This is a genomic window from Pseudomonas sp. Z1-29 (assembly GCF_051131995.1).
In the GTDB taxonomy this organism is placed as follows: domain Bacteria; phylum Pseudomonadota; class Gammaproteobacteria; order Pseudomonadales; family Pseudomonadaceae; genus Aquipseudomonas.
The window spans coordinates 2,063,820-2,090,003 of the sequence record NZ_CP071645.1; the positions used below are offsets into that span (position 1 = coordinate 2,063,820).

At 62.0% G+C, this 26,184-nt stretch carries 26 protein-coding genes and 1 other RNA gene; 7 read left to right on the forward strand and 20 right to left on the reverse strand.

Annotated features, from left to right (window positions below; translation table 11 throughout):
- Window positions 1-30: 30 nt before the first annotated feature.
- Both J3P84_RS09515 and ffs read left to right on the forward strand, forming a co-directional pair.
- Window positions 31-1,191: a zinc-binding metallopeptidase family protein gene (locus J3P84_RS09515; RefSeq protein ID WP_434629661.1), complete on the forward strand. Its 1,161-nt coding sequence runs from the start codon at window positions 31-33 to the stop codon at window positions 1,189-1,191.
- Window positions 1,192-1,460: 269 nt separating this feature from the next.
- Window positions 1,461-1,557: signal recognition particle sRNA small type (ffs, locus tag J3P84_RS09520), an RNA gene on the forward strand.
- A 183-nt stretch (window positions 1,558-1,740) separates the two neighbouring features.
- Here ffs and J3P84_RS09525 read toward each other — a convergent pair.
- Window positions 1,741-2,055 (reverse strand): helix-turn-helix domain-containing protein, encoded by a 315-nt coding sequence (locus J3P84_RS09525; RefSeq protein WP_434572969.1) that lies wholly within the window; start codon window positions 2,053-2,055, stop codon window positions 1,741-1,743.
- Window positions 2,056-2,391: 336 nt separating this feature from the next.
- On the opposite strand from J3P84_RS09525, the gene J3P84_RS09530 reads away from it, so the two are divergent.
- Window positions 2,392-4,128, forward strand: coding sequence for a putative bifunctional diguanylate cyclase/phosphodiesterase (locus J3P84_RS09530; RefSeq protein WP_434629664.1), 1,737 nt, complete (start codon window positions 2,392-2,394; stop codon window positions 4,126-4,128).
- On the opposite strand, the gene J3P84_RS09535 is transcribed toward J3P84_RS09530, so the two are convergent.
- Entirely contained in the window at window positions 4,086-4,847 is a 762-nt protein-coding gene (locus J3P84_RS09535) for a substrate-binding periplasmic protein (RefSeq protein WP_434629667.1), read from the reverse strand. The genes J3P84_RS09530 and J3P84_RS09535 overlap by 43 nt on opposite strands.
- A 141-nt stretch (window positions 4,848-4,988) precedes the next feature.
- On the opposite strand from J3P84_RS09535, the gene dnaX reads away from it, so the two are divergent.
- From dnaX to recR, 4 genes are all read left to right on the forward strand, one after another.
- Window positions 4,989-7,070 (forward strand): DNA polymerase III subunit gamma/tau, encoded by a 2,082-nt coding sequence (dnaX, locus tag J3P84_RS09540; RefSeq protein WP_434629670.1) that lies wholly within the window; start codon window positions 4,989-4,991, stop codon window positions 7,068-7,070.
- Between the two features lie 62 nt (window positions 7,071-7,132).
- Window positions 7,133-7,471: a YbaB/EbfC family nucleoid-associated protein gene (locus J3P84_RS09545; RefSeq protein ID WP_003183512.1), complete on the forward strand. Its 339-nt coding sequence runs from the start codon at window positions 7,133-7,135 to the stop codon at window positions 7,469-7,471.
- Between the two features lie 288 nt (window positions 7,472-7,759).
- Complete coding sequence (locus J3P84_RS09550; protein ID WP_434629673.1) at window positions 7,760-8,788, forward strand: NADP-dependent oxidoreductase; 1,029 nt, start codon at window positions 7,760-7,762, stop codon at window positions 8,786-8,788.
- Window positions 8,789-8,854: 66 nt separating this feature from the next.
- The gene (gene recR, locus J3P84_RS09555) at window positions 8,855-9,457 is read left to right on the forward strand and encodes a recombination mediator RecR (RefSeq protein WP_305499942.1); all 603 of its coding nucleotides are present in this window, start codon (window positions 8,855-8,857) and stop codon (window positions 9,455-9,457) included.
- 128 nt (window positions 9,458-9,585) lie between these two features.
- Here the strand turns inward: recR and J3P84_RS09560 are convergent, their stop codons facing one another.
- From J3P84_RS09560 to ccoN (J3P84_RS09645), 18 genes are all read right to left on the reverse strand, one after another.
- Window positions 9,586-10,134 (reverse strand): adenine phosphoribosyltransferase, encoded by a 549-nt coding sequence (locus tag J3P84_RS09560; RefSeq protein ID WP_305499944.1) that lies wholly within the window; start codon window positions 10,132-10,134, stop codon window positions 9,586-9,588.
- Window positions 10,135-10,209: 75 nt separating this feature from the next.
- Window positions 10,210-10,944 carry a fumarate/nitrate reduction transcriptional regulator Fnr gene (gene fnr / locus J3P84_RS09565; RefSeq protein ID WP_305499946.1) on the reverse strand — a complete coding sequence of 245 codons (735 nt, stop codon included), beginning with the start codon at window positions 10,942-10,944 and terminating at the stop codon, window positions 10,210-10,212.
- Window positions 10,945-11,038: 94 nt separating this feature from the next.
- Window positions 11,039-12,421, reverse strand: coding sequence for an oxygen-independent coproporphyrinogen III oxidase (hemN, locus tag J3P84_RS09570; RefSeq protein ID WP_434629678.1), 1,383 nt, complete (start codon window positions 12,419-12,421; stop codon window positions 11,039-11,041).
- A 276-nt stretch (window positions 12,422-12,697) separates the two neighbouring features.
- Window positions 12,698-13,381 carry a sulfite exporter TauE/SafE family protein gene (locus J3P84_RS09575; protein ID WP_434629680.1) on the reverse strand — a complete coding sequence of 228 codons (684 nt, stop codon included), beginning with the start codon at window positions 13,379-13,381 and terminating at the stop codon, window positions 12,698-12,700.
- Window positions 13,374-13,592 (reverse strand): cbb3-type cytochrome oxidase assembly protein CcoS, encoded by a 219-nt coding sequence (gene ccoS / locus J3P84_RS09580; protein ID WP_434572984.1) that lies wholly within the window; start codon window positions 13,590-13,592, stop codon window positions 13,374-13,376. The genes J3P84_RS09575 and ccoS overlap by 8 nt, the downstream gene beginning before the upstream one ends.
- A gap of 24 nt (window positions 13,593-13,616) precedes the next feature.
- Complete coding sequence (locus tag J3P84_RS09585) at window positions 13,617-16,067, reverse strand: heavy metal translocating P-type ATPase (RefSeq protein ID WP_434629685.1); 2,451 nt, start codon at window positions 16,065-16,067, stop codon at window positions 13,617-13,619.
- A 163-nt stretch (window positions 16,068-16,230) separates the two neighbouring features.
- Window positions 16,231-16,770, reverse strand: coding sequence for a FixH family protein (locus J3P84_RS09590; protein WP_434629688.1), 540 nt, complete (start codon window positions 16,768-16,770; stop codon window positions 16,231-16,233).
- An 11-nt stretch (window positions 16,771-16,781) separates the two neighbouring features.
- Window positions 16,782-18,197: a cytochrome c oxidase accessory protein CcoG gene (gene ccoG / locus J3P84_RS09595; protein WP_434601329.1), complete on the reverse strand. Its 1,416-nt coding sequence runs from the start codon at window positions 18,195-18,197 to the stop codon at window positions 16,782-16,784.
- Window positions 18,198-18,426: 229 nt separating this feature from the next.
- The gene (locus tag J3P84_RS09600) at window positions 18,427-18,837 is read right to left on the reverse strand and encodes a type II toxin-antitoxin system VapC family toxin (RefSeq protein WP_434629691.1); all 411 of its coding nucleotides are present in this window, start codon (window positions 18,835-18,837) and stop codon (window positions 18,427-18,429) included.
- The gene (locus J3P84_RS09605) at window positions 18,838-19,092 is read right to left on the reverse strand and encodes a type II toxin-antitoxin system Phd/YefM family antitoxin (protein WP_434631250.1); all 255 of its coding nucleotides are present in this window, start codon (window positions 19,090-19,092) and stop codon (window positions 18,838-18,840) included. It lies immediately after the preceding gene.
- Window positions 19,093-19,239: 147 nt separating this feature from the next.
- A complete protein-coding gene (ccoP, locus tag J3P84_RS09610) occupies window positions 19,240-20,223 on the reverse strand; it encodes a cytochrome-c oxidase, cbb3-type subunit III (RefSeq protein ID WP_434629694.1) in 984 nt (327 codons plus the stop codon).
- On the reverse strand, window positions 20,220-20,405 hold the full coding sequence (locus tag J3P84_RS09615) for a CcoQ/FixQ family Cbb3-type cytochrome c oxidase assembly chaperone (protein ID WP_003175465.1): 186 nt from the start codon (window positions 20,403-20,405) through the stop codon (window positions 20,220-20,222). Before J3P84_RS09615 ends, ccoP (J3P84_RS09610) begins: the two co-directional genes overlap by 4 nt.
- Window positions 20,406-20,410: 5 nt before the next feature.
- Complete coding sequence (ccoO, locus tag J3P84_RS09620) at window positions 20,411-21,019, reverse strand: cytochrome-c oxidase, cbb3-type subunit II (RefSeq protein WP_305499959.1); 609 nt, start codon at window positions 21,017-21,019, stop codon at window positions 20,411-20,413.
- Window positions 21,019-22,461, reverse strand: coding sequence for a cytochrome-c oxidase, cbb3-type subunit I (gene ccoN / locus J3P84_RS09625; RefSeq protein ID WP_186636610.1), 1,443 nt, complete (start codon window positions 22,459-22,461; stop codon window positions 21,019-21,021). Before ccoN (J3P84_RS09625) ends, ccoO (J3P84_RS09620) begins: the two co-directional genes overlap by 1 nt.
- A gap of 481 nt (window positions 22,462-22,942) precedes the next feature.
- Window positions 22,943-23,896, reverse strand: a complete 954-nt coding sequence (ccoP, locus tag J3P84_RS09630; RefSeq protein ID WP_434629698.1) for a cytochrome-c oxidase, cbb3-type subunit III — start codon at window positions 23,894-23,896, stop codon at window positions 22,943-22,945.
- Window positions 23,893-24,093 carry a cbb3-type cytochrome oxidase subunit 3 gene (locus J3P84_RS09635; RefSeq protein WP_305499961.1) on the reverse strand — a complete coding sequence of 67 codons (201 nt, stop codon included), beginning with the start codon at window positions 24,091-24,093 and terminating at the stop codon, window positions 23,893-23,895. The genes ccoP (J3P84_RS09630) and J3P84_RS09635 overlap by 4 nt, the downstream gene beginning before the upstream one ends.
- A gap of 5 nt (window positions 24,094-24,098) precedes the next feature.
- Window positions 24,099-24,707 (reverse strand): cytochrome-c oxidase, cbb3-type subunit II, encoded by a 609-nt coding sequence (gene ccoO, locus J3P84_RS09640; RefSeq protein WP_434572998.1) that lies wholly within the window; start codon window positions 24,705-24,707, stop codon window positions 24,099-24,101.
- A gap of 10 nt (window positions 24,708-24,717) precedes the next feature.
- The gene (gene ccoN, locus J3P84_RS09645; protein WP_305499963.1) at window positions 24,718-26,142 is read right to left on the reverse strand and encodes a cytochrome-c oxidase, cbb3-type subunit I; all 1,425 of its coding nucleotides are present in this window, start codon (window positions 26,140-26,142) and stop codon (window positions 24,718-24,720) included.
- Between the last annotated feature and the right edge of the window lie 42 nt (window positions 26,143-26,184).

Genomic DNA, 26,184 nt, shown 5'->3' on the forward strand with positions numbered 1-26,184 from the left:
TAGTCTTGCACGCTCCAGGGAGAGATCGCCATGTACCGCTTCTTCGAACAACTGAGCTCACGCATCGCTGCGCCGTTCCTGGGCGACCGATCACGCAACAGCAAGATCTGGCCGTGTCGCTGCGGCCAGTCATTGTTCTTTCGCAACAGCCAGTGCCTGGCCTGCCTGGCGGCGCTGGGCTATCAGCCGGAGCAGAGCCGCCTGTCGTCCCTGCAACCCGGCGCGCAACCGGATACCTGGACCCTGGATGTCGATCCGCAGGCGGGACTGTTTCGTCGCTGCGCCAATCTCGATACCCCGGCGTCGTGTAACTGGCTGCTGCCTGCCAACGGGCAAGACACGCTGTGCATCGCTTGTTGCCTGAATCGCACGATTCCCGACCTGTCGGTCCCCGAAAATCCCGAGCGCTGGCGCAAGGTCGAAACCGCCAAGCGTCGCCTGGTAGCGCAACTGATCACCCTCGGTTTGCCGGTCATTCCGAAGGCCGTCGACGAGAATATCGGCCTGGCCTTCGATTTCATCGGCGTCGACCTCGACGGCAAACCGCCGACGACCGGGCACGCCAGTGGACTCATCACCCTCGATATCAAAGAGGCCGACGATGCTCACCGCGAACACGTGCGTCAGCAGATGCGCGAGCCGTATCGCACCTTGCTCGGACACTTTCGCCATGAGGTGGGTCATTACTATTGGGATCGCCTGATTGCCGACAGCCATTGGCTGGAACCCTTCCGCGAGCTGTTCGGCGACGAGCGCGCCAGCTATTCCGAAGCCTTGGAGCGGCACTACCAGCAAGGCGCGCCGATGGACTGGCAGTCCCGTTACGTCAGCGCCTACGCCACCATGCATCCGTGGGAGGACTGGGCCGAAACCTGGGCTCATTACCTGCACATGATGGACGCGGTGGATACGGCGCTGGGCTTTGGCATGAGCGCGCGGGAAATGGATTTCGACTACCAGCCATTTCCCCCCGAAACCCTGTTCGACCCCGAGCACACCGGCGGCGCGGCGTTCCTGTCATTCGTCAACGCCTGGATCGAACTGGCCGGCATGCTCAACGAGCTCTCGCGCAGCATGGGCCAGCCGGATTTCTACCCGTTCGTCGTGCCGGCGGCGGTGATCACCAAGCTGCATTTCATCCATCTGGTGATTCAGGAGGAGGGTGGCCGGGCGGATGAGGTGCTGTTGTAGTCTGTGGAAGGAGGCTGCCCCTATCTCGAATGTACCGACGCCTTCGCGAGCAGGCTCGCTCCCACCTTTGGATACCTTATCTGTTCTGTGGGAGCGAGCCTGCTCGCGAAAGCGTCCGGCCCGCCTGCATCCGGGTCGATGTGTGCAGATCAGCCGAAGCAAGTGCTTGAGCTTAATCAGTTTTTAATCCCGCACGAACGGTTGTAACTTCTTGTCAGATAGGTACAATGGCGCGGCTCGCCGTCAGGCGGGCGTCGTTATGGTGACCCCATCGGTCCCCCCGCAACGATTACCCGTGAACCTGGTCAGATCCGGAAGGAAGCAGCCACAGCGGGAACATTGTGTGCCGGGGTGTGGCTGGTGGGGTTGCCTCCATAACGCCCAAGGCCTTCGTTCGCAAGGTTTGCCGAATACTACCTAGCCTTTTCTGTTGATCCATATAGATCGTCGCGCTCGGCTGTCCCACGCTTTGGTCTGCTCGACGATTGAATGAAAAAAGGAGCCGATCCGTCGAAAAACGACAGGTTGGGCTCCTTTTTCATATCCACCTCAAGACTTGGCCAACGCCTGCTCAACCGCGGCAATCAGCTTCCCGAGATCCTTCGAAGTGGCTTTGTGAATGACATTGAACAGGTATGCCCGCTGTTCATCTTCCTCGCCCATGTCGGCGAAAAAAGCCTTGGGCTGTACGTCCAGCGCGTTGGCCAGCAGGAACAAGGCTTCGACGCTGGGAGTGTAGGTGCCGGTCTCGAAGCGGCTGATGGTTTTGGGGTCAAAACCGGTCTTTTCGCCAAGTTCAGCCTGAGTGAGCCCCGCTACTTTGCGGTAGCGTCTGATGGCCGAGCCCAGACTTGAAATTTGCATCGCTTAATTCCCATTCAGAATCAAGAACTTAACGATAGATTTTCGCATTAGGCAACCGCGCGTTCCATCACCTTGCTTTGCAAAATGTGATGCGTTTCGTAGAATCAGCCTTTGGCATGGGGATTTGGTGACCTGCTTCAGAAGCCGGGTGTGCGAAAAGACCGGGGCTCGCGCTTCTTTGCAGCGACACAAGGCGGGGCCTGGAGCATGCAGGTCGCACCGCCAGCGTCCGTGCTCCAGCTTTCTCAAGGTATTTGAGCCTAGTTGATTTTCGCCCGTCCGGGGGCGGTGCAACCGCGCGCGACAAACGAGCCTGACTCATGGATGACTGCTTCGATGGATAAGAAGTACCGCAGGGCTGTTGACGCCGCCGCGATCTTTTCCGAAACCGATTTGAGCGGGCGCATCACCTACGTCAACGATCAATTCTGCGCCCTGTTTGGCTACCGACGCGATGAGCTGCTGGGATCCAACCACCGGTTGCTCAACTCGGGGCAGCACCCCAGCGAATTTTTCAGTGCGATGTGGCGCACCATCGCCCTGGGTAATGTCTGGAAAGGTGAAATCTGCAATCGGGCCAAGGACGGCACGCTGCATTGGGTTGATACCACCCTGGTACCGGTAGCCGACGAAACGAGCGGGCACATCGAGCGCTACCTGGCGATTCGCTTCGATGTCAGCGAAAAGCGCCGGTTGTTGCACTCGTTGCAATGGCGTGTCGGGCACGACGTGCTGACCGGGTTGCCCAATCGCACCTACCTGTCCGAGCTGCTGGACCAGGCCCTGGACTTTTCGCGGGGGGAAAGTCTGCCCCTGGCGGTGTGCATGCTCGATCTGGATGGTTTCAAGGCCGTCAACGACGGTTATGGCCATGCCAGCGGTGACCGGCTGCTGGTGGAAGTCGCCCGGCGGCTGCGCAGCATTGTGCGCGGCGAGGATGTGGTGGCGCGACTGGCTGGCGACGAGTTCGTACTGGTGCTGCGTCATGTGCTTGGAATGGACGAGCTGCATGCCGCATTGAACCGGGTACTGATTGCGGTTTCCATGCCCTATGCGATCGACGGCAAGAGTATCAACGTCTTCGCCAGCATTGGTGTCACGTTGTCGCCATGGGATAACGAAGACGCCGATACGTTGCTGCGCCACGCCGATCAAGCGATGTATGTCGCCAAGCAGAGCGGCCGCAATCGTTTTCATCTGTTTGATGTATCCCGGGACAAGGAAGTGCGGGCCACTTACCAGATTGTCGATCGGGTGCGGCAGGCACTCGCCGGCGATGAGCTGCGGCTGCATTTCCAGCCCAAGGTCAATATGCGCAACGGCGCGGTAGTCGGTCTCGAAGCCTTGTTGCGCTGGAAGCATCCGCAACGAGGCCTGGTGCCGCCGCGCGAATTCCTGCCACTGGTAGAAGAGACCGACCTGATTGTCGAGATCGGCGAATGGGTCATGGGCCAGGTCCTGACGCTGCTTCAGCAATGGCAGCAGGCTGGGCAGGGCTGGCCGGTGAGCATCAATATTTCGGCGCGGCATTTCCAGCGGGCGGATTTCGTCGAGCGGCTGCAGCGCATGCTGGAACGGCATCCGACGGTGCCGCCGCGGATGCTCGATCTGCAGATCGTCGAGTCGGTAGCCGTGGAAAATCTGGCCCATGTCAGTGCCTGCCTCCAAGCGTGCCAGGCCTTGGGCGTAGGGTTTTCACTGGGCGGTTTCGGCACGGGTTATTGCTCGCTCAATGACCTCAAGCACTTGCGCACGCAAACCATCAAGATCGACAAGACGTTCGTGCGCGACATCCTCGACGACCGGGACGACCTGGCATTGACCGAGGCGGTAATCGGCCTGGCCCGGGCGTTCGGCCGGCAAGTGGTCGCGGAAGGCCTGGACAGTCTCGAACATGGGCAATTGTTGCTGCGCCTGGGCTGCGAAGTGGCCCAAGGTTACTTCATCGCCCGGCCCATGCCGGCCGACGAGGTCCCGGGCTGGGTAAGGGACTTCATCTCGCCGCCGCAGTGGCAGGCCCACCCGGGCAGTCAAGGGGAGGCGGCCTGCGACCCTTCGTTGCGGCCGGTATAAAGCTGGATGATCGCGTCGATTTCCCCGGACATTTTCATTTTTAACAAGGTGCGCAGAATGCGTTGCGCCGGAATGTCCGGGTCATTGCGCACATAACAGCTCAGTTGCTGTTCCTGGAGGACGGCAACCTCATGCAGTTGCCGGTCGGCGCCATGCCGTTGATTGAACCAGTCCAGTGCCCATTGATTGCTGACCGCATAGCGGTAGCGGCCGGCCAGCAGTTTCGCCAGCACCTGGTCCTGGCTGCGCGCGTCGTCACGACGCAGATGGCCGCTGTCGAACAAGGGTTGCAGCGTCGGGTAGCGATAGCTGAGCACGGTACCGATGGATTGCTGGGCGAGTGTTGCCGGTGTCACTCGGGCGGGGGCGCTGGCCGAGCCAACGAGCACATCGCGCTGAAAGAACAGCGGGACGCTCCAAAGGTAATCGCCCCCTTTATCCTTCACCCAGTCGGGCGAGACGTAACATCGCATGTCTATTTCGCCGTGTTCCATGGCGCTGTCCAATCGCGCGCGGGCAAGGACATGAAACTGTGCCGGTATGCCGACCTGAGTTGCCAGGCTGGTCATGACGTCCGGAAGAATGCCCTGGGTCGGACGGCCCCGTTCGATCTGTACCATGGGCATGGCCCAGCCATCGGTAATGGCGAAGCGCAGGGGCCCTTCGGCGGCGAAACATCCTGTACCCAGCAACAGCAAAGCCCCCATGGCTGAGCGCATAAACTCTCCTGACTGTGCAAAACCGCGTCGACAACCGAGCCCCAACTCAAGCTTAGTCAGATTAGACGAGCCACCGGATGCAATTTCGGCCCTGCTCCGCTAGCATTAGCCGCTTATGTTCCTTCGTTGCGACGGTTTTCGATGAGTTATCAGGTTCTTGCACGTAAATGGCGTCCGCGCTCGTTCCGCGAAATGGTCGGCCAGACCCATGTGCTCAAGGCTCTGATCAACGCCTTGGACAGCCAGCGGCTGCACCATGCCTACCTGTTTACCGGCACCCGTGGCGTGGGCAAGACGACCATTGCGCGGATCATTGCCAAGTGCCTGAACTGTGAAACCGGTATCACCTCGACGCCCTGCGGCGAATGTTCGGTCTGCCGGGAAATCGACGAAGGTCGTTTCGTCGACCTGATCGAGATCGACGCCGCCAGCCGCACCAAGGTCGAAGACACCCGCGAGCTGCTCGACAATGTGCAGTACGCCCCGAGCCGCGGGCGCTTCAAGGTCTACCTGATCGACGAAGTGCACATGCTTTCCAGCCATTCCTTCAATGCGCTGCTCAAGACCCTCGAAGAGCCGCCGCCCTACGTCAAATTCATCCTGGCCACCACCGACCCGCAGAAACTTCCGGCAACGATTCTGTCGCGCTGCCTGCAGTTTTCTCTGAAGAACATGACGCCGGAACGGGTGGTCGAGCACCTGACGCACGTCCTCGGGGTCGAGAACGTGCCCTTCGAGGACGACGCGCTCTGGCTGCTGGGCCGCGCTGCCGATGGTTCGATGCGCGACGCCATGAGCCTGACCGACCAGGCGATCGCCTTTGGTGAGGGCAAGGTCATGGCTGCCGATGTGCGCGCCATGCTCGGTACCCTCGATCACGGCCAGGTCTATGACGTGTTGCATGCGCTGATAGAAGGTGACGCAAAGGCGCTGCTTGAAGCGGTGCGTCACCTGGCCGAGCAGGGGCCGGACTGGAATGGCGTACTCTCGGAAATTCTCAACGTACTGCACCGTGTCGCCATCGCCCAGGCCTTGCCTGAGGGTGTCGATAACGGTCACGGGGACCGCGATCGCGTACTGGCATTGGCCCAGGCGCTGCCGGCCGAAGACGTGCAGTTCTATTACCAGATGGGCCTGATCGGTCGACGCGACTTGCCTTTGGCCCCGGATCCGCGTGGCGGCTTCGAAATGGTCCTGCTGCGCATGCTCGCGTTCCGGCCGGCCGATACGCCGGACGCGCCGAGACAAGCGCTAAAGCCAGTGGGAATCAGCCAGGCCACAGCTGATTCCGCCAAGCCAGTGGCTGCCACGCCCGTTGTTGCGTCGGCAGCGGCTTCTGCCCCGGCAGCGGTGGCGCCCGTGGCCGAGCCGACAGCTGTCGTCGCTACACCCGAGCCGGTCGTCGAGTCGCAGCCTGAGCCGGCTGTCGAGGCGCCATCCGAGCCGGTCGCCGAAGCCATTGTCGACCTGCCCTGGAATGACCCGGTCGAGCCAGAAATCGTCCAGCAACCTGCCGTGGAACCGGTGCTGGAAACCGTCGCCGAGCAGCCTGAGCTGCCGCCGATGCCGATGCCCACGCCTGACAGTGTGGTGCCCGATGCACCCGAGTGGGTGGCCGCGCCGATGCCTGAGCCGACGGTGGCTGACGTTGCTGTCGCCACGCCGGGCATCGACCTGGACGATGAGCCACCGTTGGATGAGGACTACATCGAGCCGGACATGGACTCGGCCTACAGCTATCTGGACGACCTGGCCAGCGAGCACGCCGCCGAGCCGGCGCCGGAGCCCGAGCCGGAACCGGCGGCAATGCCGGCCACCGGGCTGGCGCTGCAATGGCTGGAGTTGTTCCCGAAGCTGCAGATCAGTGGCATGACCGGCAGCATCGCCGCCAACTGCACCTTGATTTCGGTGGACGGCGACCATTGGCTGCTGCACCTGGACCCGGCCCACAGCGCGCTGTTCAACGCGACCCAGCAACGTCGCCTGAACGATGCGCTGAACCAATATCACCAGCGCACCCTGACGTTGACCATCGAGCTGATCAAGCCCGAGCAGGAAACCCCGGCCCAGGCCGCATCCCGCCGGCGTGCCGACCGCCAGCGCGAAGCCGAGGAGTCGATCCACAACGATCCGTTCATCCAGCAGATGATGCAACAGTTCGGCGCCGTGGTCCGTCACGATACTATCGAACCTGTCGAGGCCCCGGTTACCCAGGGCTCATAATTGAAAGCGCCGGCCTGAACGCCGGGCGCTGTGTTTATCCACGTACTTTCGAGGTGATTCCCATGATGAAAGGTGGCATGGCCGGCCTGATGAAGCAGGCGCAGCAGATGCAGGAAAAAATGGCCAAGATGCAGGAAGAGCTGGCCAACGCCGAAGTCACCGGCAAGTCCGGCGGCGACATGGTGACCGTGGTCATGACCGGTCGCCACGACATCAAGCGCGTCAGCATCGACCCGAGCGTGGTCGAGGGCTTGAGCGAAGACGACAAGGAAATGCTCGAGGCCCTGTTTGCCGCCGCCGTCAATGACGCGGTGCGCAAGATCGAAGCCAACAGCCAGGACAAAATGTCCGGCATGACCGCCGGCATGCAACTGCCGCCGGGCATGAAGCTGCCGTTCTGATTCGCCATCCCGCTCGGGATGGGCTACATACAATGCCAGGCATCGCGCCTGGCATTTTTGTTTCTGCTTCAGAGATAGCGGTGGATGCCAGATCGCTATCGCGAGCAAGCTCGCTCCCACAGTGGATTGTGATGAATACAAGATGTGTGTTCACCCATGAACCCTGTGGGAGCGAGCTTGCTCGCGATGCGGCCACTGCGGACCAACTGAACAAACATCGAACGCCGCCCCCTCGGCAATGGTCTGCTCCCTATACGTGTCCACTCACCGAACAAGGAGACCGCCTCCATGTCATCGATTTCCAATCAGCGCATCGTCCTGGCCTCGCGCCCCCAAGGTGCGCCAACCCCGGAAAACTTTCGTCTTGAAGACGTGACGCTGCCGGACCTGGCGGACGGGCAGATCCTGCTAAAGACGCTGTACCTTTCGCTCGATCCCTACATGCGTGGGCGTATGAGTGACGCGCCTTCCTACGCAGCGCCAGTGCAAATCGACGAAGTGATGACCGGTGGCGCCGTCAGTCGTGTGGAGCGCTCGATGCACCCGAAATTCCAGGAAGGTGATCTGGTGGTCGGCGCTACTGGCTGGCAGAGCCACTGCATCAGCGATGGCCGCAACGTCATCCCCATCCCGTCCGGACTCCCCAGCCCCTCGATGGCGCTCGGCGTACTGGGCATGCCGGGCATGACCGCCTACATGGGACTGATGGACATCGGCCAACCCAAGGCAGGCGAGACCCTGGTGGTCGCGGCGGCATCGGGCGCCGTGGGCTCGGTGGTCGGCCAGGTGGCGAAGATCAAGGGGCTGCGGGTGGTGGGCGTGGCCGGTGGCAGTGAAAAATGCAAATACGTGGTCGACGAGTTGGGATTTGACGCCTGCATCGATCACAAGAGTGCGAATTTCGCCGACGAACTGGCCCGGGCCTGCGACCAAGGCATCGACATCTATTACGAAAACGTCGGCGGCAAGGTCTTCGACGCGGTGGTGCCGCTGCTCAACGCCAAGGCACGCATCCCTCTTTGCGGCTTGATCGCGGCCTACAACGATCATCAGCCGCCAAGCGGTCCGGATCGCTTGCCGCAGCTGCAACGCACGTTGCTGACCAAACGCGTGCGGATCCAGGGCTTCATCGTGTTCGACGACTACGGCGACCGCCAGCCGGAGTTCATCAGCGCGATGGCGCCGTGGGTGCGCGATGGCAAGGTCAAGTTCCGCGAAGATGTGGTGGATGGCCTGGAGAACGCGCCGCAGGCTTTCATCGGGCTGCTGGAAGGGCGCAACTTCGGCAAATTGGTGATACGCGTGTCGAAGGATTGAGTATTTGACGCTAAACGGAGGCGCGGGTATAAACCGCGTCTCGTTGTTATGTCGGACGTTTCCTCCATGAGCTTCAGCCCTTTGATCCGCCAACTGATCGATGCCCTGCGAACCTTGCCGGGTGTGGGTCAGAAAACTGCCCAGCGCATGGCGTTGCAATTGCTTGAGCGTGATCGCAGCGGCGGGTCGCGCCTGGCCCAAGCCCTGAGCCAGGCCATGGAAGGGGTAGGGCATTGCCGCTTATGCCGCACCCTCACCGAAGACGACCTCTGCCCGCAATGTGCCGACCCGCGCCGGGACGACAGCCTGCTCTGCGTGGTGGAGGGGCCGATGGATGTCTACGCGGTGGAGCAGACCGGTTTCCGTGGCCGCTACTTTGTACTCAAGGGCCACTTGTCGCCGCTTGACGGCCTGGGGCCGGAGGCCATCGGCATTCCACAACTGATGGCGCGCATCGAAGAGGCGGGCACGTTCACCGAAGTCATCCTCGCGACGAACCCGACGGTGGAAGGCGAAGCTACCGCCCATTACATCGCTCAGTTGCTGGGCAACAAGGGCCTGGTTGCCTCCCGCATCGCCCATGGCGTGCCATTGGGTGGCGAGCTGGAGCTGGTGGATGGCGGGACGCTGGCGCATTCGTTTGCCGGGCGCAAGCCGATCGCCTTATAGCCGCAACACAAATCCCCTGTGGGAGCGAGCTTGCTCGCGATAGCGGTGTGTCAGCCGGTATAGGTATCGACTGATCTACCGCTATCGCGAGCAAGCTCGCTCCCACAGGGCTATTCATCGCCCTGAGGTTATTTTTCGCTAAGCGAAAACCGGGTCAGGCAGAACGTCGGTATTCCCATGTCCTCCAGCCGCCGGGAACCGAGCAATTCCGGCAAGTCGATGATCGCGGCCGCTTCATGGACCGTGGCGCCCATGCGGCGGATCAGGTTGGCGGCGGCGATCAGCGTACCGCCAGTGGCGATCAGGTCATCGAACATCACCACCGAATCGCCCTCGCACAGGCTGTCGGCGTGTACTTCCAGGAAAGCCTCGCCGTACTCGGTCTGGTAACCCTCGGCCAGCACGTCGGCCGGCAATTTACCTTGCTTGCGGAACAGCACCAGCGGTTTGTTCAACTGATAGGCCAGGATCGAGCCGATCAGGAAGCCGCGCGCGTCCATCGCGCCGATGTGCGTGAAGCTGGCCTCGACGTAGCGATGGGCGAAGCTGTCCATGACCAGCCGCAGCGCGGTGGGGGACTGGAACAGTGGGGTGATGTCGCGAAAGATCACGCCTGGCTTGGGGAAGTCGATTACCGGGCGGATCAGGGATTTGATGTCGAAGGAGTCGAAGACCATCGTCGAGGTGTCCTGGCTGGCTGCAAACGCGGCAGTATAGCGCGGCGGCGGCAAAGCCTCAGCCGCGCAGGCGCATCAGCCTTCGACCGAGCCGCCGGCCAGGGCGCACAGCTGGATGGGGTCAAGGATATGGATTTCCTTGCCCTCGGCGGCGATCAGTTTGCTCTGCTGGAAACGGGTAAACACCCGGGACACGGTTTCCACCGCCAGGCCCAGGTAGTTGCCGATCTCGTTGCGCGACATGCTCAGGCGAAACTGATTGGCCGAAAAGCCACGGGCGCGGAAACGCGCCGAGAGGTTGACCAGGAAGGTCGCGATGCGCTCGTCGGCGGTTTTCTTCGAGAGCAGCAGCATCATCTGTTGGTCGTCGCGGATCTCCCGGCTCATCACGCGCATCAGTTGACGACGCAGTTGCGGCAGTTGCAAGGCCAGTTCGTCCAGGTGATCAAACGGAATCTCGCACACCGAGGTCGTCTCAAGCGCCTGGGCTGAGACCGGATGGGTCTCGGTGTCCATGCCCGACAGGCCGACCAGCTCGCTGGGCAAGTGGAAACCGGTGAGTTGTTCTTCGCCACCGTCGCTCAGGTTGAAGGTCTTCAAGGCGCCCGAGCGCACGGCGTAGACCGAATCGAAGGCATCGCCCTGGCGGAACAGGAACTCGCCTTTTTTCAACGGGCGGCCTCGTTTGACGATGTCGTCCAGCGCGTCCATGTCCTCCAGATTCAACGAAAGTGGCAGGCACAGAGGGGCCAGGCTGCAGTCCTTGCAATGGGCCTGGTTATGAGCGCGCGATTTGACTGGCTCGGACATTTCTTAAATCCTTGTGGGAAAACACACATAAGCCGTAAGGGTAACTCAGCACGCAAACACCGGCCAGTGTGGTATTGCCGTCAAATTGTCGCGCTCAGATGACGCGGGAGAAACGCTGCCGATTCTGCTGCTGCAGATACGCGTCGAATACCATGCAAACCGAACGCACCAACAGACGTCCGGCAGGGAGTACCTTGATGTGCGTAGCCGTCAGTTCAACCAGCCCGTCGTCGTTCATCGTCTGTAGTTGCGGCCATATAGAGCCGAAATACCCCCGGAAATCGATATTGAAGACTTGTTCGATCTCGGCGAATGCCAGGCTGAAATGGCAAATCAGTTGTTGGATCACCGCGCGTCGCAGCCTGTCGTCGGCATTGCACACAATGCCCCGGCTGGTTGCCAATTGCCCGTCGGCTAGGGCGTTCTGGTATTGGTTCAGGTCACTGCTGTTCTGGCAGTACAAGTCGCCGATCTGGCTGATGGCCGAGACCCCGAGGCCGATCAGGTCGCAATGGCCGTGGGTGGTGTAGCCCTGGAAGTTGCGCTGTAAGGTCGCTTCCTCCTGGGCGATCGCCAGTTCGTCATCGGGCAGGGCGAAGTGGTCCATGCCGATGTAGCGATAACCGGCGGCGGTCAGCTGTTCAATGGTGCCTTGTAGCATGGCCAGTTTCTGCACAGGATTCGGCAGGTCCTGGCTGTTGATGCGCCGCTGCGGCATGAAGCGCTCCGGCAGGTGGGCGTAGTTGAACACCGAGAGACGGTCCGGTTGCAGGCTGATCACTTCCTCGACGGTGCGGGCGAAGTTTTCCGGCGCCTGCTTGGGCAAGCCATAGATCAGATCGATGTTGATCGAGCGAAACTGCAGGGTCCGGGCGGCTTCGATCACCGCACGGGTTTCGTCCAGGCTTTGCAGGCGGTTGACGGCACGCTGCACGGTAGGGTCAAGGTCCTGCAGGCCGATGCTGACCCGGTTGAAACCCAATTCCCGCAGCAGACCCATGGTCGACCAATCCGCCTCTCGCGGGTCGATCTCGATGCCGTAGTCACCGCAGTCATCGTCCATCAGGTTGAAACTCTCACGCAGCCTGGCCATCAACTGGCGCAGCTCGTCGTGACTGAGGAAGGTTGGCGTGCCACCGCCCAGGTGCAACTGTTCCACGCGCTGGGCCGGGTCCAGGTGGCAGCCGATCAGCTGGATTTCCTGCTCCAGGCGTTGCAGGTAGGCATGGGCGCGGCCGCGGTCCTTGGTGATGACCTTGTTGCAGGCGCAGTAGTAGCAAATGTTCGCGCAAAACGGCACGTGCACATAAAGCGACAAAGGCCTGCGGGCCTTGCGGCTGTCGCGCAGGGCATGGAGCAGGTCGAACGTGCCCACCTGGCCGGCGAACTGGGCCGCGGTCGGGTACGAGGTATAGCGCGGTCCCGCCAGGTCGTAGCGGCGGATCAGGTCTGAGTCCCAACGAATGGCGTCGAGCATGCGGGCGTTCCCCGGTTAGGCTGGCATGCTTGAAGTCTATGAGGCGAAGGGAAGGGGCGTGTTGATTTGCGTCAACGGGGCATGGGGTAGTCAGTGATCATGCCAGCCCAGGCAACTCAAAACCCGTGGCGAGGGAGCTTGCTCCCGCTCGGCTGCGCAGCAGACGCAATGTCAATGAGCCCTGCCTGGGATCGTTGGGGCCTGCTTTGCAGGCCAGCGGGAGCAAGCTCCCTCGCCACAGGGTTGCTGAGCATTCCCCATTGTCTGTGAGCTCGGTCAATGCCCCATGAGCCAATGCTGATGCGGCCCCGGCAATGTCCAGATGCCGAAGACCATCACCAGCAACCCCCCGGCCATGCGCACGCTGCGTTTGCGCAGCAGTGCCGTGACGCGCTCTGCCGCGAGGCCGGTAGCGAGCAGGACCGGCCAGGTGCCCAGGCCGAAGGCGAGCATCAGCAGTGCACTGTCCACCGCGTTACCTTGGCTGGCGGACCACAGCAGGGTGCTGTAGACCAGTCCGCAGGGCAGCCAGCCCCACAGCGCGCCGAGCAGCAGGGCCCGGGGCAGGCTCGACACCGGCAGCAGGCGGTTGGCGATGGGTTGGATACGCCGCCACAAACCACGGCCCAGGCTTTCGATACGGGTCAGGCCGCTCCACCAGCCCGCCAGGTAAAGTCCCATGACAATCATCAGTAAACCGGCCAGCACGCGCAGGATCATCGCCGCCGGGCTGTTCGCCACGGCCCAGCCGGCCAGGCCGATCAGCAGGCCGGCCGCGGCGTAGCTGACGATGCGTCCCAGGTTGTACGCGAGCAATAGTCGCAAGCGGCGGCTGCGTTGCTCCTTGGGAATCGCCAGGGTCAGGGCGCCCATCAGGCCACCGCACATGCCCAGGCAATGGCCGCCACCGAGCACGCCGAGGATGACGGCGGAAACCAGCATTGGCGCGAGGTCAAGCATGGGGCGGCGCCTTGTCGTCCGGCTTGTGGTCCGCGCTGCTGGCTTCCTCGACGGCCGCCTTGTGGTTCGGGTCCTGGTCGTCGAACAGGATGCTATGGGCCGGGCCGTCGAGGTCGTCGTATTGGCCGCTGTCCACGGCCCAGAAGAAAATGTAGACGGCGACGGCCACGATCAACAGTGCGGCCGGGATCATCACGTAGAGAGCTGGCATCTCGGAACTCCATGCCCGCGCGGCTCAGGCCGGCAGCGGACGGGTATCGGGCGTGGTTTCGCCAACCTGCGCTTGCGGTTGGCGGGTCAGCCGCAAGGCATTCAGCACCACGGTCAACGAACTGATGGACATGCCGATCGCGGCCCACACCGGCGTGATCCAGCCGAGGGCGGCGAACGGCAACATGAGGCCATTGTACAGCCCTGCCCAGAGCAGGTTCTCTATGATCACGCGGCGGGTACGCCGGGCCAGGCTGAATGCATGAATCAGGGCATCCAGGCGGTTGGACAGCAGCACTGCGTCGGCGCTGGTCTTGGCAAGGTCGGTGGCCGAACCCATGGCGACACTGATGTCCGCCGCCGCCAGCACCGGCACGTCATTCACGCCATCACCGAGCATCAGCACCTTGCGACCCTGCTGGTGCAACTGCTGGAGCACGGCCAGCTTGTCGTCCGGACGCAAGCCGCCGCGGGCCTCGTCGATGCCCAGCTCGGCGGCGACACTGGCCACCATCGGCGAGCTGTCGCCGGAGAGCAATAGCGTACGCCAGCCCCGCGCCTTGCAGGCGGCGAGCAGCGCCGGCGCATCAGCGCGCAGGCGGTCATCGAGGACAAACCAGGCCAGTGGCCCGATGTAGTCGCCCAGCAACAGCCATTGTCCGGGTTCGTCCGGCATCGGCGGTACGGCCGAGCCGCTCAGTCCGCAGACAAAACCGGGCTGGCCGATGCGCAGGCGTTGTTCGGCGACCAGGCCTTCGAGTCCCAGCCCTGGGCTGCTGTGTACCTGTTCGGCGGCCAACGGTGCGCGACCAAAAGCTCGGGCGATGGGGTGTTCCGAACGGTTTTCCAAGGCCGCGGCCAAGCCCAGGCATTGATCACCGTCGAGGGCGGCCAATGGCCTGATGGCGCGTAACGCCAGGCGACCTTCCGTGAGGGTGCCGGTCTTGTCGAAAATCACCGTGTCGATCTGGTTAAGGCCTTCCAGCACATGACCACGCGTCAGCAGCAGGCCGAGTTTGTGCAGGGTTCCGGTGGCAGCTGTCAGAGCGGTTGGTGTCGCCAGGGACAGCGCACAAGGACAGGTCGCGACCAGCATCGCCAGGACGATCCAGAACGCACGCGAAGCATCCAGCTGCCACCACAACAGGCCGATGGCCGCCGCTGCGACCAGGGAGAACAGCAGGAACCATTGGGCGGCGCGGTCGGCGATTTCCGCCAGTCGTGGCTTTTCGGCCTGGGCCCGTTCCAGCAGGCGCACGATGGCCGATAACCGCGTGTCCTGTCCCAACGCCCGTACCTCGACCGTCAGGGCGCCTTCGACGTTGAGCGTGCCTGCCGTTACCGCGTCGCCTGCCTGGCGCGGTTGCGGCAGGTATTCGCCGGTCAGCAGCGATTCGTCGACGCTGGACTGGCCGTCGAGAATCGTGCCATCGGCGGGCAGGATCGCTCCGGGTTGGACCAGCACCCGGTCACCGGTGCGCAGTTCGCTGAGCAGGATGCGTTCGCTCTGGCCGCGCTCGTCCAGGCGCAGGCACGACGCTGGCAGCAGGTTGACCAGTTGGGCGGTGGCCGCAGCAGTGCGCTCCCGGGCCCGGCGTTCCAGGTAGCGGCCGGCGAGCAGGAACAGGGCGAACATGCCGACCGCATCGAAGTACAGCTCGCCCACCCCGGTGATGGAGGTCCAGATCCCGGCGACGTAGGCGCCGCCGATGGCCAAGGACACCGAAACGTCCATGGTCAGGTGGCGGGTGCGCAAATCTCGCAGCGCACCTTTGAAAAACGGCGCGCAACTGTAGAACACGATAGGCGTGGTGAGAAACAGTGCGACCCAGCGCAGGATGGTGTGCATCTCCGGGCTCAGGTCGATGTTGAATTCGGGCCAGGTCGCCATCGTCGCCATCATTGCCTGGAACCACAGCAACCCGGCCACGCCCAATTGACGCAGGGCCAGGCGGTTTTGCGCGGCGAGCTGCTCGCTGGCCTGATCGGCCTGGTACGGGTGCGCGGCATAGCCGATTTGGCGCAGTTCGGCGAGCAGCGTGCTCAGCGGCAGTTGCGCGTCGGCCCAGCGTACGTGCAGGCGGTGGTTCGACAGGTTCAACCGCGCCTCGGCCACGGCCGGCAGGCTGCGCAATTGCTTTTCGATCAGCCAGCCGCAGGCGGCGCAACTGATGCCTTCCATCAGCAGAGTCGTTTCGGCCAGCTCACCTTCATGGCGGACGAACGATTGCTGCACATCGGGGCGATCGTACAACGCCAGCTCGTCGGTCAATTGAACGGGCAGGGTTTGTGGGTTGGCCGACGCTTCGCTGCGGTGTTGGTAATAATGCTCAAGGCCGCCGGCAACGATCGCTTCGGCCACCGCCTGGCAACCGGGGCAACACAGCTCGCGGGTCTCACCGAGGACAACGGCGGTGAAGCGACTGCCGGGCGGGACGGGCAGGGCGCAGTGGTAGCAGGGCTGTGGAGTGGTCATGTTGTCGCGTGAAAACCTTTTTGTGGCGAGGGAGCTTGCTCCCGCTCGGCTGCGAAGCAGTCGCAGTCTGAGTACAACAATACGCCTGAGGAATGCCTGGATTAAAAAGCGGGGCCGCTTTGCGCCCCAGCGGGAGCAAGCTCCCTCGCCACACAACAGCGGTCTACTTTTTCAGGTCTTCAGCGCCTTGCAGCGGCTCGTCGCCAAGCTGGATGTCCTGGCCGTGGCTGATCTGTTCTTCTTCGAACAAGCGCCAGGTCCGATCGTGTTCCACACCCAGCAATTCGACAAAACGCCGACCTTCGATCTTGTCCGCCAGTTGGCCGACGTAGCGTCCTGGTTCGCTGTCGTTGCGGGTCAACAGGATCTTGCGGTCTTTCTCCGGCTGCGTTGGGGAGATCAGGCTCAGCTCCACGGTCTGGGGCCGGCTGTTGCCGTTCAGGCGCAGGCTCACTTCACCGGTGAGGTCGTCCAATTGCACGTTGGCATGCAACTGCAGGGTCTGGGCCAGCAGTTCGCGTTCCAGCGAGCGATTGATGCCCTTGCCGGCTTCGTAATAGTTGTCATTGACCAGGTTGTCCGGGTTCTTCACCGCGATGGTCACCATGGTCAGGCTCAGCGTCACCGAGCAAGCGAGGATCCCGATGATGATCCACGGCCAGAGGTGCTTGTACCAAGGGCTGGTGGCGGTTGCTGCAGGCATGTGCATTTCTCTCAACGAGTCTGTGGGCCGATGAACCGGCTCTTGGCTTCAACATGGACGCTGTCGTCATCGGCATCCTTGAGGATGAAGGTCACCTCATTGGTGCTGGACGGCAATTGTTCCGGTGCGCTGGATAGCTCTACCGGCTGGCTGTAGATATCACCGGCCGCGACCTTGATCTCCCGTTTACCCTGCAGCTTCAGATCAGGCAAACCGGTGGCTTCCAGCACGTAGGTATGGTCACGCTGGTCCTTGTTCATGATCTTCAGGCTGTAGACGTTCTCGATCCGGCCTTCGGCGTTCTCGCGGTACAGCACGCGGTCCTTGCTGACGTCGAAACCCACCAGCGAGCGCATGAAGAACGCGGTCACCAACAGGCTGATCATTGCCAGCAGCACCAGGGCATAACCGATCAGGCGCGGGCGCAGTTTATGGGTTTTCTGCCCCGAGAGGTTGTGTTCCGTGGTGTAGCTGATCAGGCCGCGGGGATAATCCATCTTGTCCATGATGTTGTCGCAGGCATCAATGCAGGCTGCGCAGCCGATGCATTCGATCTGCAGGCCGTCGCGGATGTCGATGCCGGTAGGGCAGACCTGGACGCACATGGTGCAATCGATGCAGTCCCCCAGGCCCAGCGCCTTGTAGTCGATGCCTTTCTTGCGCGGGCCCCGGGCTTCGCCGCGACGCGGGTCGTAGGAGACGATCAGGGTGTCCTTGTCGAACATCACGCTCTGGAAGCGGGCGTACGGGCACATGTAGATGCACACTTGCTCACGCAGCCAGCCGGCGTTGCCATAGGTGGCGAGGGTGAAGAAACCGACCCAGAAATACGACCAGCCATCGGCCTGGCCGGTGAAGAACTCGAAGACCAGCTCACGGATCGGGGTGAAGTAGCCAACGAAGGTCATGCCCGTGACAAAACCGATCAGCAGCCACAGGCTGTGCTTGGCGAACTTGCGCAGGAATTTGTTGGCGCTCATGGGCGTTTTGTCGAGCTTGATGCGCTGGTTGCGGTCGCCTTCGGTGACCTTTTCGCACCACATGAAAATCCACGTCCATACGCTTTGTGGGCAGGTATAGCCGCACCAGACCCGACCGGCATAGACGGTAATGAAAAACAGGCCGAAGGCCGCGATGATCAGCAGCCCCGAGAGCAGGATGAAGTCCTGGGGCCAGAAGGTCGCGCCGAAAATAAAGAATTTGCGTTCCGGCAGGTTCCACCAGACGGCCTGATGACCGCCCCAGTTCAGCCAGACGGTACCGAAATACAGCAGGAACAGAACCGCCCCGCCAACCATGCGCAGGTTGCGAAACAGGCCAGTGAAGGCGCGGGTGTAGATTTTTTCCCGAGAGGCATAGAGGTCGACGCTTTTGTTGGCGTCCTTGGCAGGCGGGGTAACGTCATGTACCGGAATCTGGTTGCTCATCAATTGCATCCCACGGCAGTGGAAAAATGCCGAGGCCAGTACGTGCCGACCGCGGTCAGAAAGGGTGTTGCAATGGCGCAATGATACGCCTGTCGCTCTGGCTCAAGCGTGCGACCTTTGGTCGCGTTGGGCGTCGGCGCCGAATGGTGTAGCGGATGTAACAACTCATGACCCAGATCAATTGACTATAGCCATGTCATGGTTTCCGGCGCGCGCATCTGTTGCTTGGCTAGCTAACCCATGGGTTGATCAGCGCCACGCCGCTGCTTCTGAAATCCGCCACGTTGCGGGTTACCACGGTCAGCCCATGGACCAGCGCCGTGGCGGCGATCAGCGCATCGCACTCATTGCTGCGGTCCGGGACATGCAGGCGGGCGCAACGCAGGGCCACGGCGCGGTCGACCGCGAGGATCCTGCCGGCAAACGCGGGCATGACGTGGTTATTCAGCCATGCACGCAAACGGCTGCCTTGCGCCGGGTCCTTGCGCTCAAAGCGCAAGACTCCGGTTTCCAGTTCCAACACGGTGATGGCCGAAACATACAGGCTGGGAGCGGGGACACTGCGCGCCCAGGCTTGTACGTTTTTATCGGCCTGGGGCTTGCGCAGCTCCGAGATGACGTTGGTATCGAGCAGGAACATTCAGGACAGGTCCACCGAGCGGGGCGTGATGACGGCGCGCTCGGGATCGAAGTCGATATCCGGCGCATCGGGCATGACCAGCAACTCGACGATGCTGGTGCCAGCGCCGGTCAGTTTCTGGTACTCCTCAATGCTTAGCAGCACATGGGCCGGCTTGCCACGGTCGGTGATGATGACCGGGCCTTCTCGGGTAGCTTTTTTGGCACCGCTTGTGTCGTGGTTGAACTCGCGGCTGGAAATGGTGGTGATGGACACGGCGGCGTCCCCATTGAGTGTGAATGTAGGCACGTTACTACCGGCGCCGGATGCAAGCAAGGGTGAACAGGTGCAGCATGTTTCCCTGCGGACAAAAAAGGCCCCGCCAATGTGATTGGCGGGGCCTTCGTGTATCAGCTGCTTGCCTTACTGAGCGTCAGCAGCCGGAGCCTTTTCGCCGTGGGACAGGCTGTAGACATAGGCAGCCAACAGGTGGACCTTGTCGTTGCCCTGCAGATCGGCCTGGGCCGGCATCTGGCCTTGGCGACCGTAGCGGATGGTCTGCTGCAACTGAGCGAAGCTCGAACCGTAGATGAAACCGGCCGGGTGCGTCAGGTCGGGTGCGCCCATGGCGGGCGTGCCTTTGCCGGCGGGGCCGTGGCAGGCCACGCAGTTGGCGGCGAACAGCTTCTGGCCGTTGGCCGGATCGGCCTTGGCGCCTTCTGGCAGTTTGCGGCTGTGCAGGCTGGTTACCAAATAGGCAGCCACGTCGGCGACGCCTTGTTCGCCAACCACGGCAGCCCAGCCCGGCATGACGGCATGACGACCGCCCATGATGGTGGTCTTGATGGTCTCTGGCTCGCCACCCCAGCGCCAGTCGGCGTCGGTCAGGTTAGGGAAGCCGTAGGCGCCCTTGGCGTCGGAGCCGTGGCAGACCGAGCAGTTGGAGGCAAACAGGCGGCCACCCATCTTCAGGGCCTGCGGGTCCTTGGCGACTTCTTCAATCGGCATGGAGGCAAACTTGGCGAAGATCGGACCGAACCTGGCATCCGAGCGGGCCATTTCCTTTTCCCACTCGTGCACGCCGGTCCAGCCGGTCTGTCCGTTGGCGAAAGATGTCTGCTTTTCAGTGTCCAGGTAGTTATAGCCTGGCAGCAGGCCTTTCCAGTTGCCCAGGCCAGGGTAGAGCACCAGGTAACCAAGGGCGAACACGATGGTGCCGATGAACAGCATGAACCACCATTTCGGCAGCGGGTTGTCGTACTCCTCGATCCCGTCGAAGGAGTGGCCAACCGTTTCCTCGGTGGCTTCGCTGCGCTGGCCCTTGCGGGTCGACAGCAGCAGCCAGGTCAGGGCGAAGATCGTTCCCAGGCTGAGGACTGTGACGTACAGACTCCAGAACGTAGTCATTCTTTGTTACTCCTAGAAGCTTGCTCGACGTGCTTGATGGCTTCGGGATCATCCGCGAACGGCAGCAAGGTCGCGTCTTCGAACTCCGACTTGCGCTTGGGGCTGAACACCCACAGGGCCAGGCCGATAAAGGCCACCATCACGACGACGGTGCCCAGGCCACGAATCATCCCGATATCCATCCAGATCACCGTTTGCTTTTGATGATGGTGCCCAGGCCTTGCAGATAGGCCACCAGCGCGTCCATTTCAGTCTTGCCTTTCACGGCATCCCTGGCTCCGGCGATGTCTTCGTCGGTGTAGGGCACGCCGAGGGCGCGCAGGACTTCCATTTTCTTGGCGGTGTCTTTGCCGTCGAGCTTGTTTTCTACGAGGAACGGGTAGGCCGGCATCTTCGATTCAGGCACTACGTTGCGCGGGTTGTACAAGTGCGCACGCTGCCAGTCATCGGAGTAGCGACCACCGACGCGGGCCAGGTCCGGACCGGTGCGCTTGGAGCCCCACAGGAACGGGTGGTCCCAGACGCTTTCACCGGCAACGGAATAGTGACCGTAGCGTTCGGTTTCAGCACGGAACGGACGGATCATCTGCGAGTGGCAGCCGACACAACCGTTGGCGATGTAGACGTCGCGGCCTTCCAGTTCAAGGGCGGTGCGCGGCTTCATGCCTTCGACCGGCTTGTTGGTGACATCCTGGAAGAACAGCGGAACGATCTGGGTCAGGCCGCCAATGCTGACGGCGATGACCATGAAGAAGGCCAGCAGGCCGATATTCTTCTCTACTGCTTCGTGCTTCATCAGTGAGCTCCAACTACGGCGATCTTGGCGGCGGCTTCTGCTTCAACCGGGTCAGAGGCACGAACGGTGCGATACACGTTGTAGGCCATCAGCAGCATGCCGCTGGCGAAGAACGCGCCGCCCAGGGCACGGACGATGAAACCGGGGTGGCTGGCTTGCAGTGCTTCGACGAACGAATAGGTCAGGGTGCCGTCGTCGTTGATCGCGCGCCACATCAGGCCCTGGGTGATGCCGTTGACCCACATCGAGGCGATGTAGAGCACGGTACCGATGGTGGCGAGCCAGAAGTGCGCGTTGATCAGGCCGGTGCTGTGCATCTGCGCACGACCGAACAGTTTCGGGATCATGTGGTAGATGGCGCCGATGGAGATCATCGCGACCCAGCCGAGCGCACCGGCGTGTACGTGGCCGATGGTCCAGTCGGTGTAGTGGCTCAGGGAGTTGACGGTCTTGATCGCCATCATCGGACCTTCGAAGGTCGACATGCCGTAGAACGCAAGGGATACCACCAGAAAGCGCAGGATCGGGTCGGTGCGCAGCTTATGCCAGGCGCCCGACAGGGTCATCATGCCGTTGATCATGCCGCCCCAGCTTGGCGCCAGCAGGATGATCGACATTGCCATGCCCAGGGATTGCGCCCAGTCCGGCAGCGCGGTGTAGTGCAGGTGGTGCGGACCGGCCCAGATGTACAGGGTGATCAGCGCCCAGAAGTGCACGATGGACAGGCGATAGGAATAGATCGGACGCTCGGCCTGTTTCGGCACGAAGTAGTACATCATCCCCAGGAAGCCGGTGGTCAGGAAGAAGCCCACGGCGTTGTGGCCGTACCACCACTGGATCATCGCGTCGGTCGCGCCCGAGTAGGCCGAGTAGGACTTGAAGAAGCTGACCGGCAGCGACGCGTGGTTGACGATGTGCAGCATGGCGGTCACGACGATGAATGCACCGTAGAACCAGTTGCCGACGTAGATGTGCTTGGTCTTGCGCTTGACGATGGTGCCGAAGAACACCAGACCGTAGGTCACCCAGACAATGGCGAGCAGAATAGCCAGGGGCCATTCCAGTTCCGCGTATTCCTTGGTGGTGGTGAAACCCATTGGCAAGGTCACGATCGCGCCGACGATCACCGCTTGCCAACCCCAGAAGGTGAAGGCGGCGAGGCTGTCGGAAATCAGTCGCGTCTGGCAGGTTCGCTGCACGACGTAGTAGGAGGTGGCAAACAACGCACAGCCACCGAAGGCGAAGATCACCAGGTTGGTGTGCAGCGGGCGCAGGCGTCCAAATGTCGTCCATGGCAGATCGAAGTTCAACTCCGGCCAGACCAGTTGCGAGGCGATGAAGACACCGAGCCCCATGCCAAGGATCCCCCAGACCACCGTCATGATGGCGAACTGGCGGACTACCTTATAGTTATAAGCAGTCGGACTGATTGCTGTGCTCATTCTAAGGTTCCACGGTTTGGGTATTTTATTAGGATAAAAATCGGCCGCAAGTATGGAGAAAGCGGGGGGTCATTGCAACGCGCCATGACCTGCGTCAATGCTTTCCAACGCTGATTCTGCGGCCTTTCCATGCGCCGCGTAGGGACAAAAATCGCCCCCGACAAATTGTCGCGTCAAATGTACGAGGCGAGGGGGGCGGGTCGGTTGTAACGGGGTGTGTTCAAACGCTGCGTTCGGGGGATGCCCAGGTGTCCTCGCAACCGTCGGTATCTACCTGACTTCGCGGGGTTTTTATCGAACGAGCGGCAAACACATCGGGTCGGCTCGACCAGGTCCCGGCAGTCGCCCACATGCTTTGGGGCAAGCTTAGACGCGATTGCAGCGAACCGAAAGGAAGACCTTGGAAGGGTGCGACAATGCGTCGCGCAATGACATGGATCAGCCGCATCCGGATGAATGCGACTGATCAAACGGACAGGATTTATTCGCCTTCGCGTTCAGCTTGCAGGCGCTCGGTACCGGCGCCGTGGGAAAGGCTGTAGACGTAGGCGGCGAGCAGTTGCACCTTGTCGTTGCCGAGCAGTTCATTCTGCGCCGGCATATGGCCCTGACGGCCATGGCGGATGGTCTGCTGCAACTGCGCCAGGCTGGTGCCGTAGATGAAACCGGCCGGTTGCGTCAGGTTCGGCGCGCCCATGGCTTCGGTGCCCTGGCCGTTGGCGCCGTGGCAAGCCACGCAAGTGGTGTTGAAGGCTTGCTGGCCGGCTTGCAGGTCGGCACCGCTGTCGGCCGGTAGAGGCAGGCCAGCCAGGTCGTGGCGCACATAGGCGGCGACGTTCCTGACCCCGGCGTCCCCCAGCACTTCACCCCAGGCCGGCATTGCCGCCATGCGACCGCCCATGATGGTTGCCTTGATGGTCTCGGCAGTGCCGCCCCAGCGCCAGTTGCTGTCGGCCAGGTTCGGAAAGCCGAAGGCGCCCTTGGCGTCCGAGCCATGGCAGACCGAGCAGTTGGAGGCGAACAGGCGGCCCCCCATTTTCAAGGCTTGCGGGTCCTTGGCAACCTCTTCCACCGGCATTGCGGCGAATTTGGCGAAGATCGGCCCGAACTTGGCGTCGGCCCTGGCCATTTCCCTTTCCCATTCGTGGGCGCCGGTCCAGCCATTCTCGTAGCCGGGCAGGATACCTTTCCAGTTGCCCAGGCCGGGATACAGGACCAGGTAGCCGACGGAGAACACCAGGGTGCCGGCAAACAGCAGGAACCACCATTGCGGCAATGGGTTGTCGTACTCCTCGATGCCGTCGAAGCTGTGGCCCATGGTCTGGTCGACGCTGCCCTTGGTTTCGCCCTTGCGGGTGCCGATCAGCAACCAGGTCAGGCCGATGAGGCTGCCGAGGGTCAGTACGCAGATCCACGTACTCCAGAAAGTGCTCATGACCGGGTACTCCTTGGTGCGGGGTCTTGGGGGGTAGCGTCAGCGGGCGGCTCGTCGGCGAACGGCAGCAGGCGCGCCTGGGCGAATTCCGGGCCGCGCTTGCTGCTGAATACCCAAAGGGTCAGGCCGATGAAGGCCACAAACACCACGACCGTGCCCAGGCCGCGAATCATTCCAGTGCTCATTTCAAGGAACATCGCGCTTACCTCTTGCTCTTGATGGCAGTGCCGAGCACTTGCAGGTAGGCCACCAGTGCGTCCATCTCGGTCTTGCCCTTGAGCGAGGCTGTCGCGCCTGCAATGTCGTCGTCGCTGTACGGCACACCGAGGGTGCGCATGGCGCGCAGCTTGCCTTCGGTGTGGCTGCTGTCGACCGCCTGGGTCACCAGCCATGGGTAGGCCGGCATTTTCGACTCGGGGACGACGTTGCGCGGGTTGTACAGGTGGGCGCGATGCCAGTCATCGGAGTAGCGCGCGCCGACCCGGGCCAGGTCCGGGCCGGTGCGCTTGGAACCCCACAGGAAGGGGTGGTCCCAGACGCTTTCGCCAGCGACGGAGTAGTGCCCGTAACGTTCGGTTTCGGCGCGGAACGGACGGATCATCTGCGAGTGGCAGCCGACGCAGCCTTCGCGGATATAGATATCGCGGCCTTCAAGCTGCAGAGCGGTGTAGGGCTTCATGCCGTCCACCGGTTTGTTGGTCACGTCCTGGAAGAACAGCGGCACGATCTGGGTCAGGCCGCCGACACTCACGGCCAGGACCATCAGCAGCATCAGCAGGCCGACGTTTTTTTCGATTGTTTCGTGTTTCATGGCGGACTCCTCAAGCCATCTGCGCGGCAGCGGCGGCTTCGGCTGGCTGGTAGGCCCGCACGGTGCGCCAGGTGTTGTAGGCCATCAGCAGCATGCCGGCGAGGAAGATCGCCCCGCCCGCCAACCGCACGATGAAGCCGGGATGGCTGGCCACCAGGGTTTCGACGAAGGAGTAGGTGAGCGTGCCGTCCTCGTTCACCGCTCGCCACATCAGGCCCTGGGCGATGCCGTTGACCCACATCGAGGCGATGTAGAGCACGGTACCGATGGTCGCGAGCCAGAAGTGCGCGTTGATCAGGCCGATGCTGTGCATCTGCGCCCGGCCGAAGACTTTCGGGATCATGTGGTACAGCGCACCGATGGAAATCATCGCCACCCAGCCGAGTGCACCGGCGTGTACGTGGCCGATGGTCCAGTCGGTGTAATGGGAGAGGGCGTTGACGGTCTTGATCGCCATCATCGGGCCTTCGAAGGTCGACATGCCGTAGAACGCGAGGGATACCACGAGAAAGCGCAGGATCGGGTCGCTGCGCAATTTATGCCAGGCCCCCGAGAGGGTCATCATGCCGTTGATCATGCCGCCCCAACTGGGCGCCAGCAGGATCAGCGACATCACCATGCCCAGCGACTGCGCCCAATCCGGCAGGGCGGTGTAGTGCAGATGGTGCGGGCCGGCCCAGATGTACAGGGTAATCAGCGCCCAGAAGTGGACGATGGACAGGCGATAGGAATACACCGGGCGCTCGGCCTGTTTCGGCACGAAGTAATACATCATCCCGAGGAAACCGGCGGTGAGGAAAAAGCCCACGGCGTTGTGCCCGTACCACCACTGCACCATCGCGTCCGTGGCGCCGGCATACACCGAGTAGGATTTGGTGAGACTCACCGGCAGTTCCAGGTTGTTGACGATGTGCAGGAGCGCCACGGTCAGGATGAAACCGCCGAAAAACCAGTTGCCGACGTAGATGTGTTTGGTGTTGCGCTTGGCCACGGTGCCAAAGAACACGATGGCGTAGGCGACCCAGACAATGGTGATGAGAATGTCGATTGGCCACTCGAGCTCGGCATATTCCTTGGAACTGGTGTAGCCCAGTGGCAGGCTGATGGCCGCCAGCAGGATCACCAGTTGCCAGCCCCAGAAGCAGAACGCGGCGAGTTTCGGCGCAAACAGCTGGGTCTGGCAGGTGCGTTGCACCGAGTAGAACGAACTGGCGAACAGGGCGCAGCCGCCGAAGGCGAAAATCACCGCGTTGGTGTGCAGTGGGCGCAGGCGGCCGAAGCTGGTCCAGGGCAAATCGAAATTGAGCTGTGGCCAGACCAATTGGGCCGCGAGAAAAACCCCGAGGCCCATGCCGACGATGCCCCACACCACCGTCATAATGGCGAATTGGCGGACCACCTTGTAGTTGTAGGCGGTACTGATTGAAGTGTTCATGGTTCCCCATCCACGGTTCAGCCGAAGTGCGCGCCCGCGCAG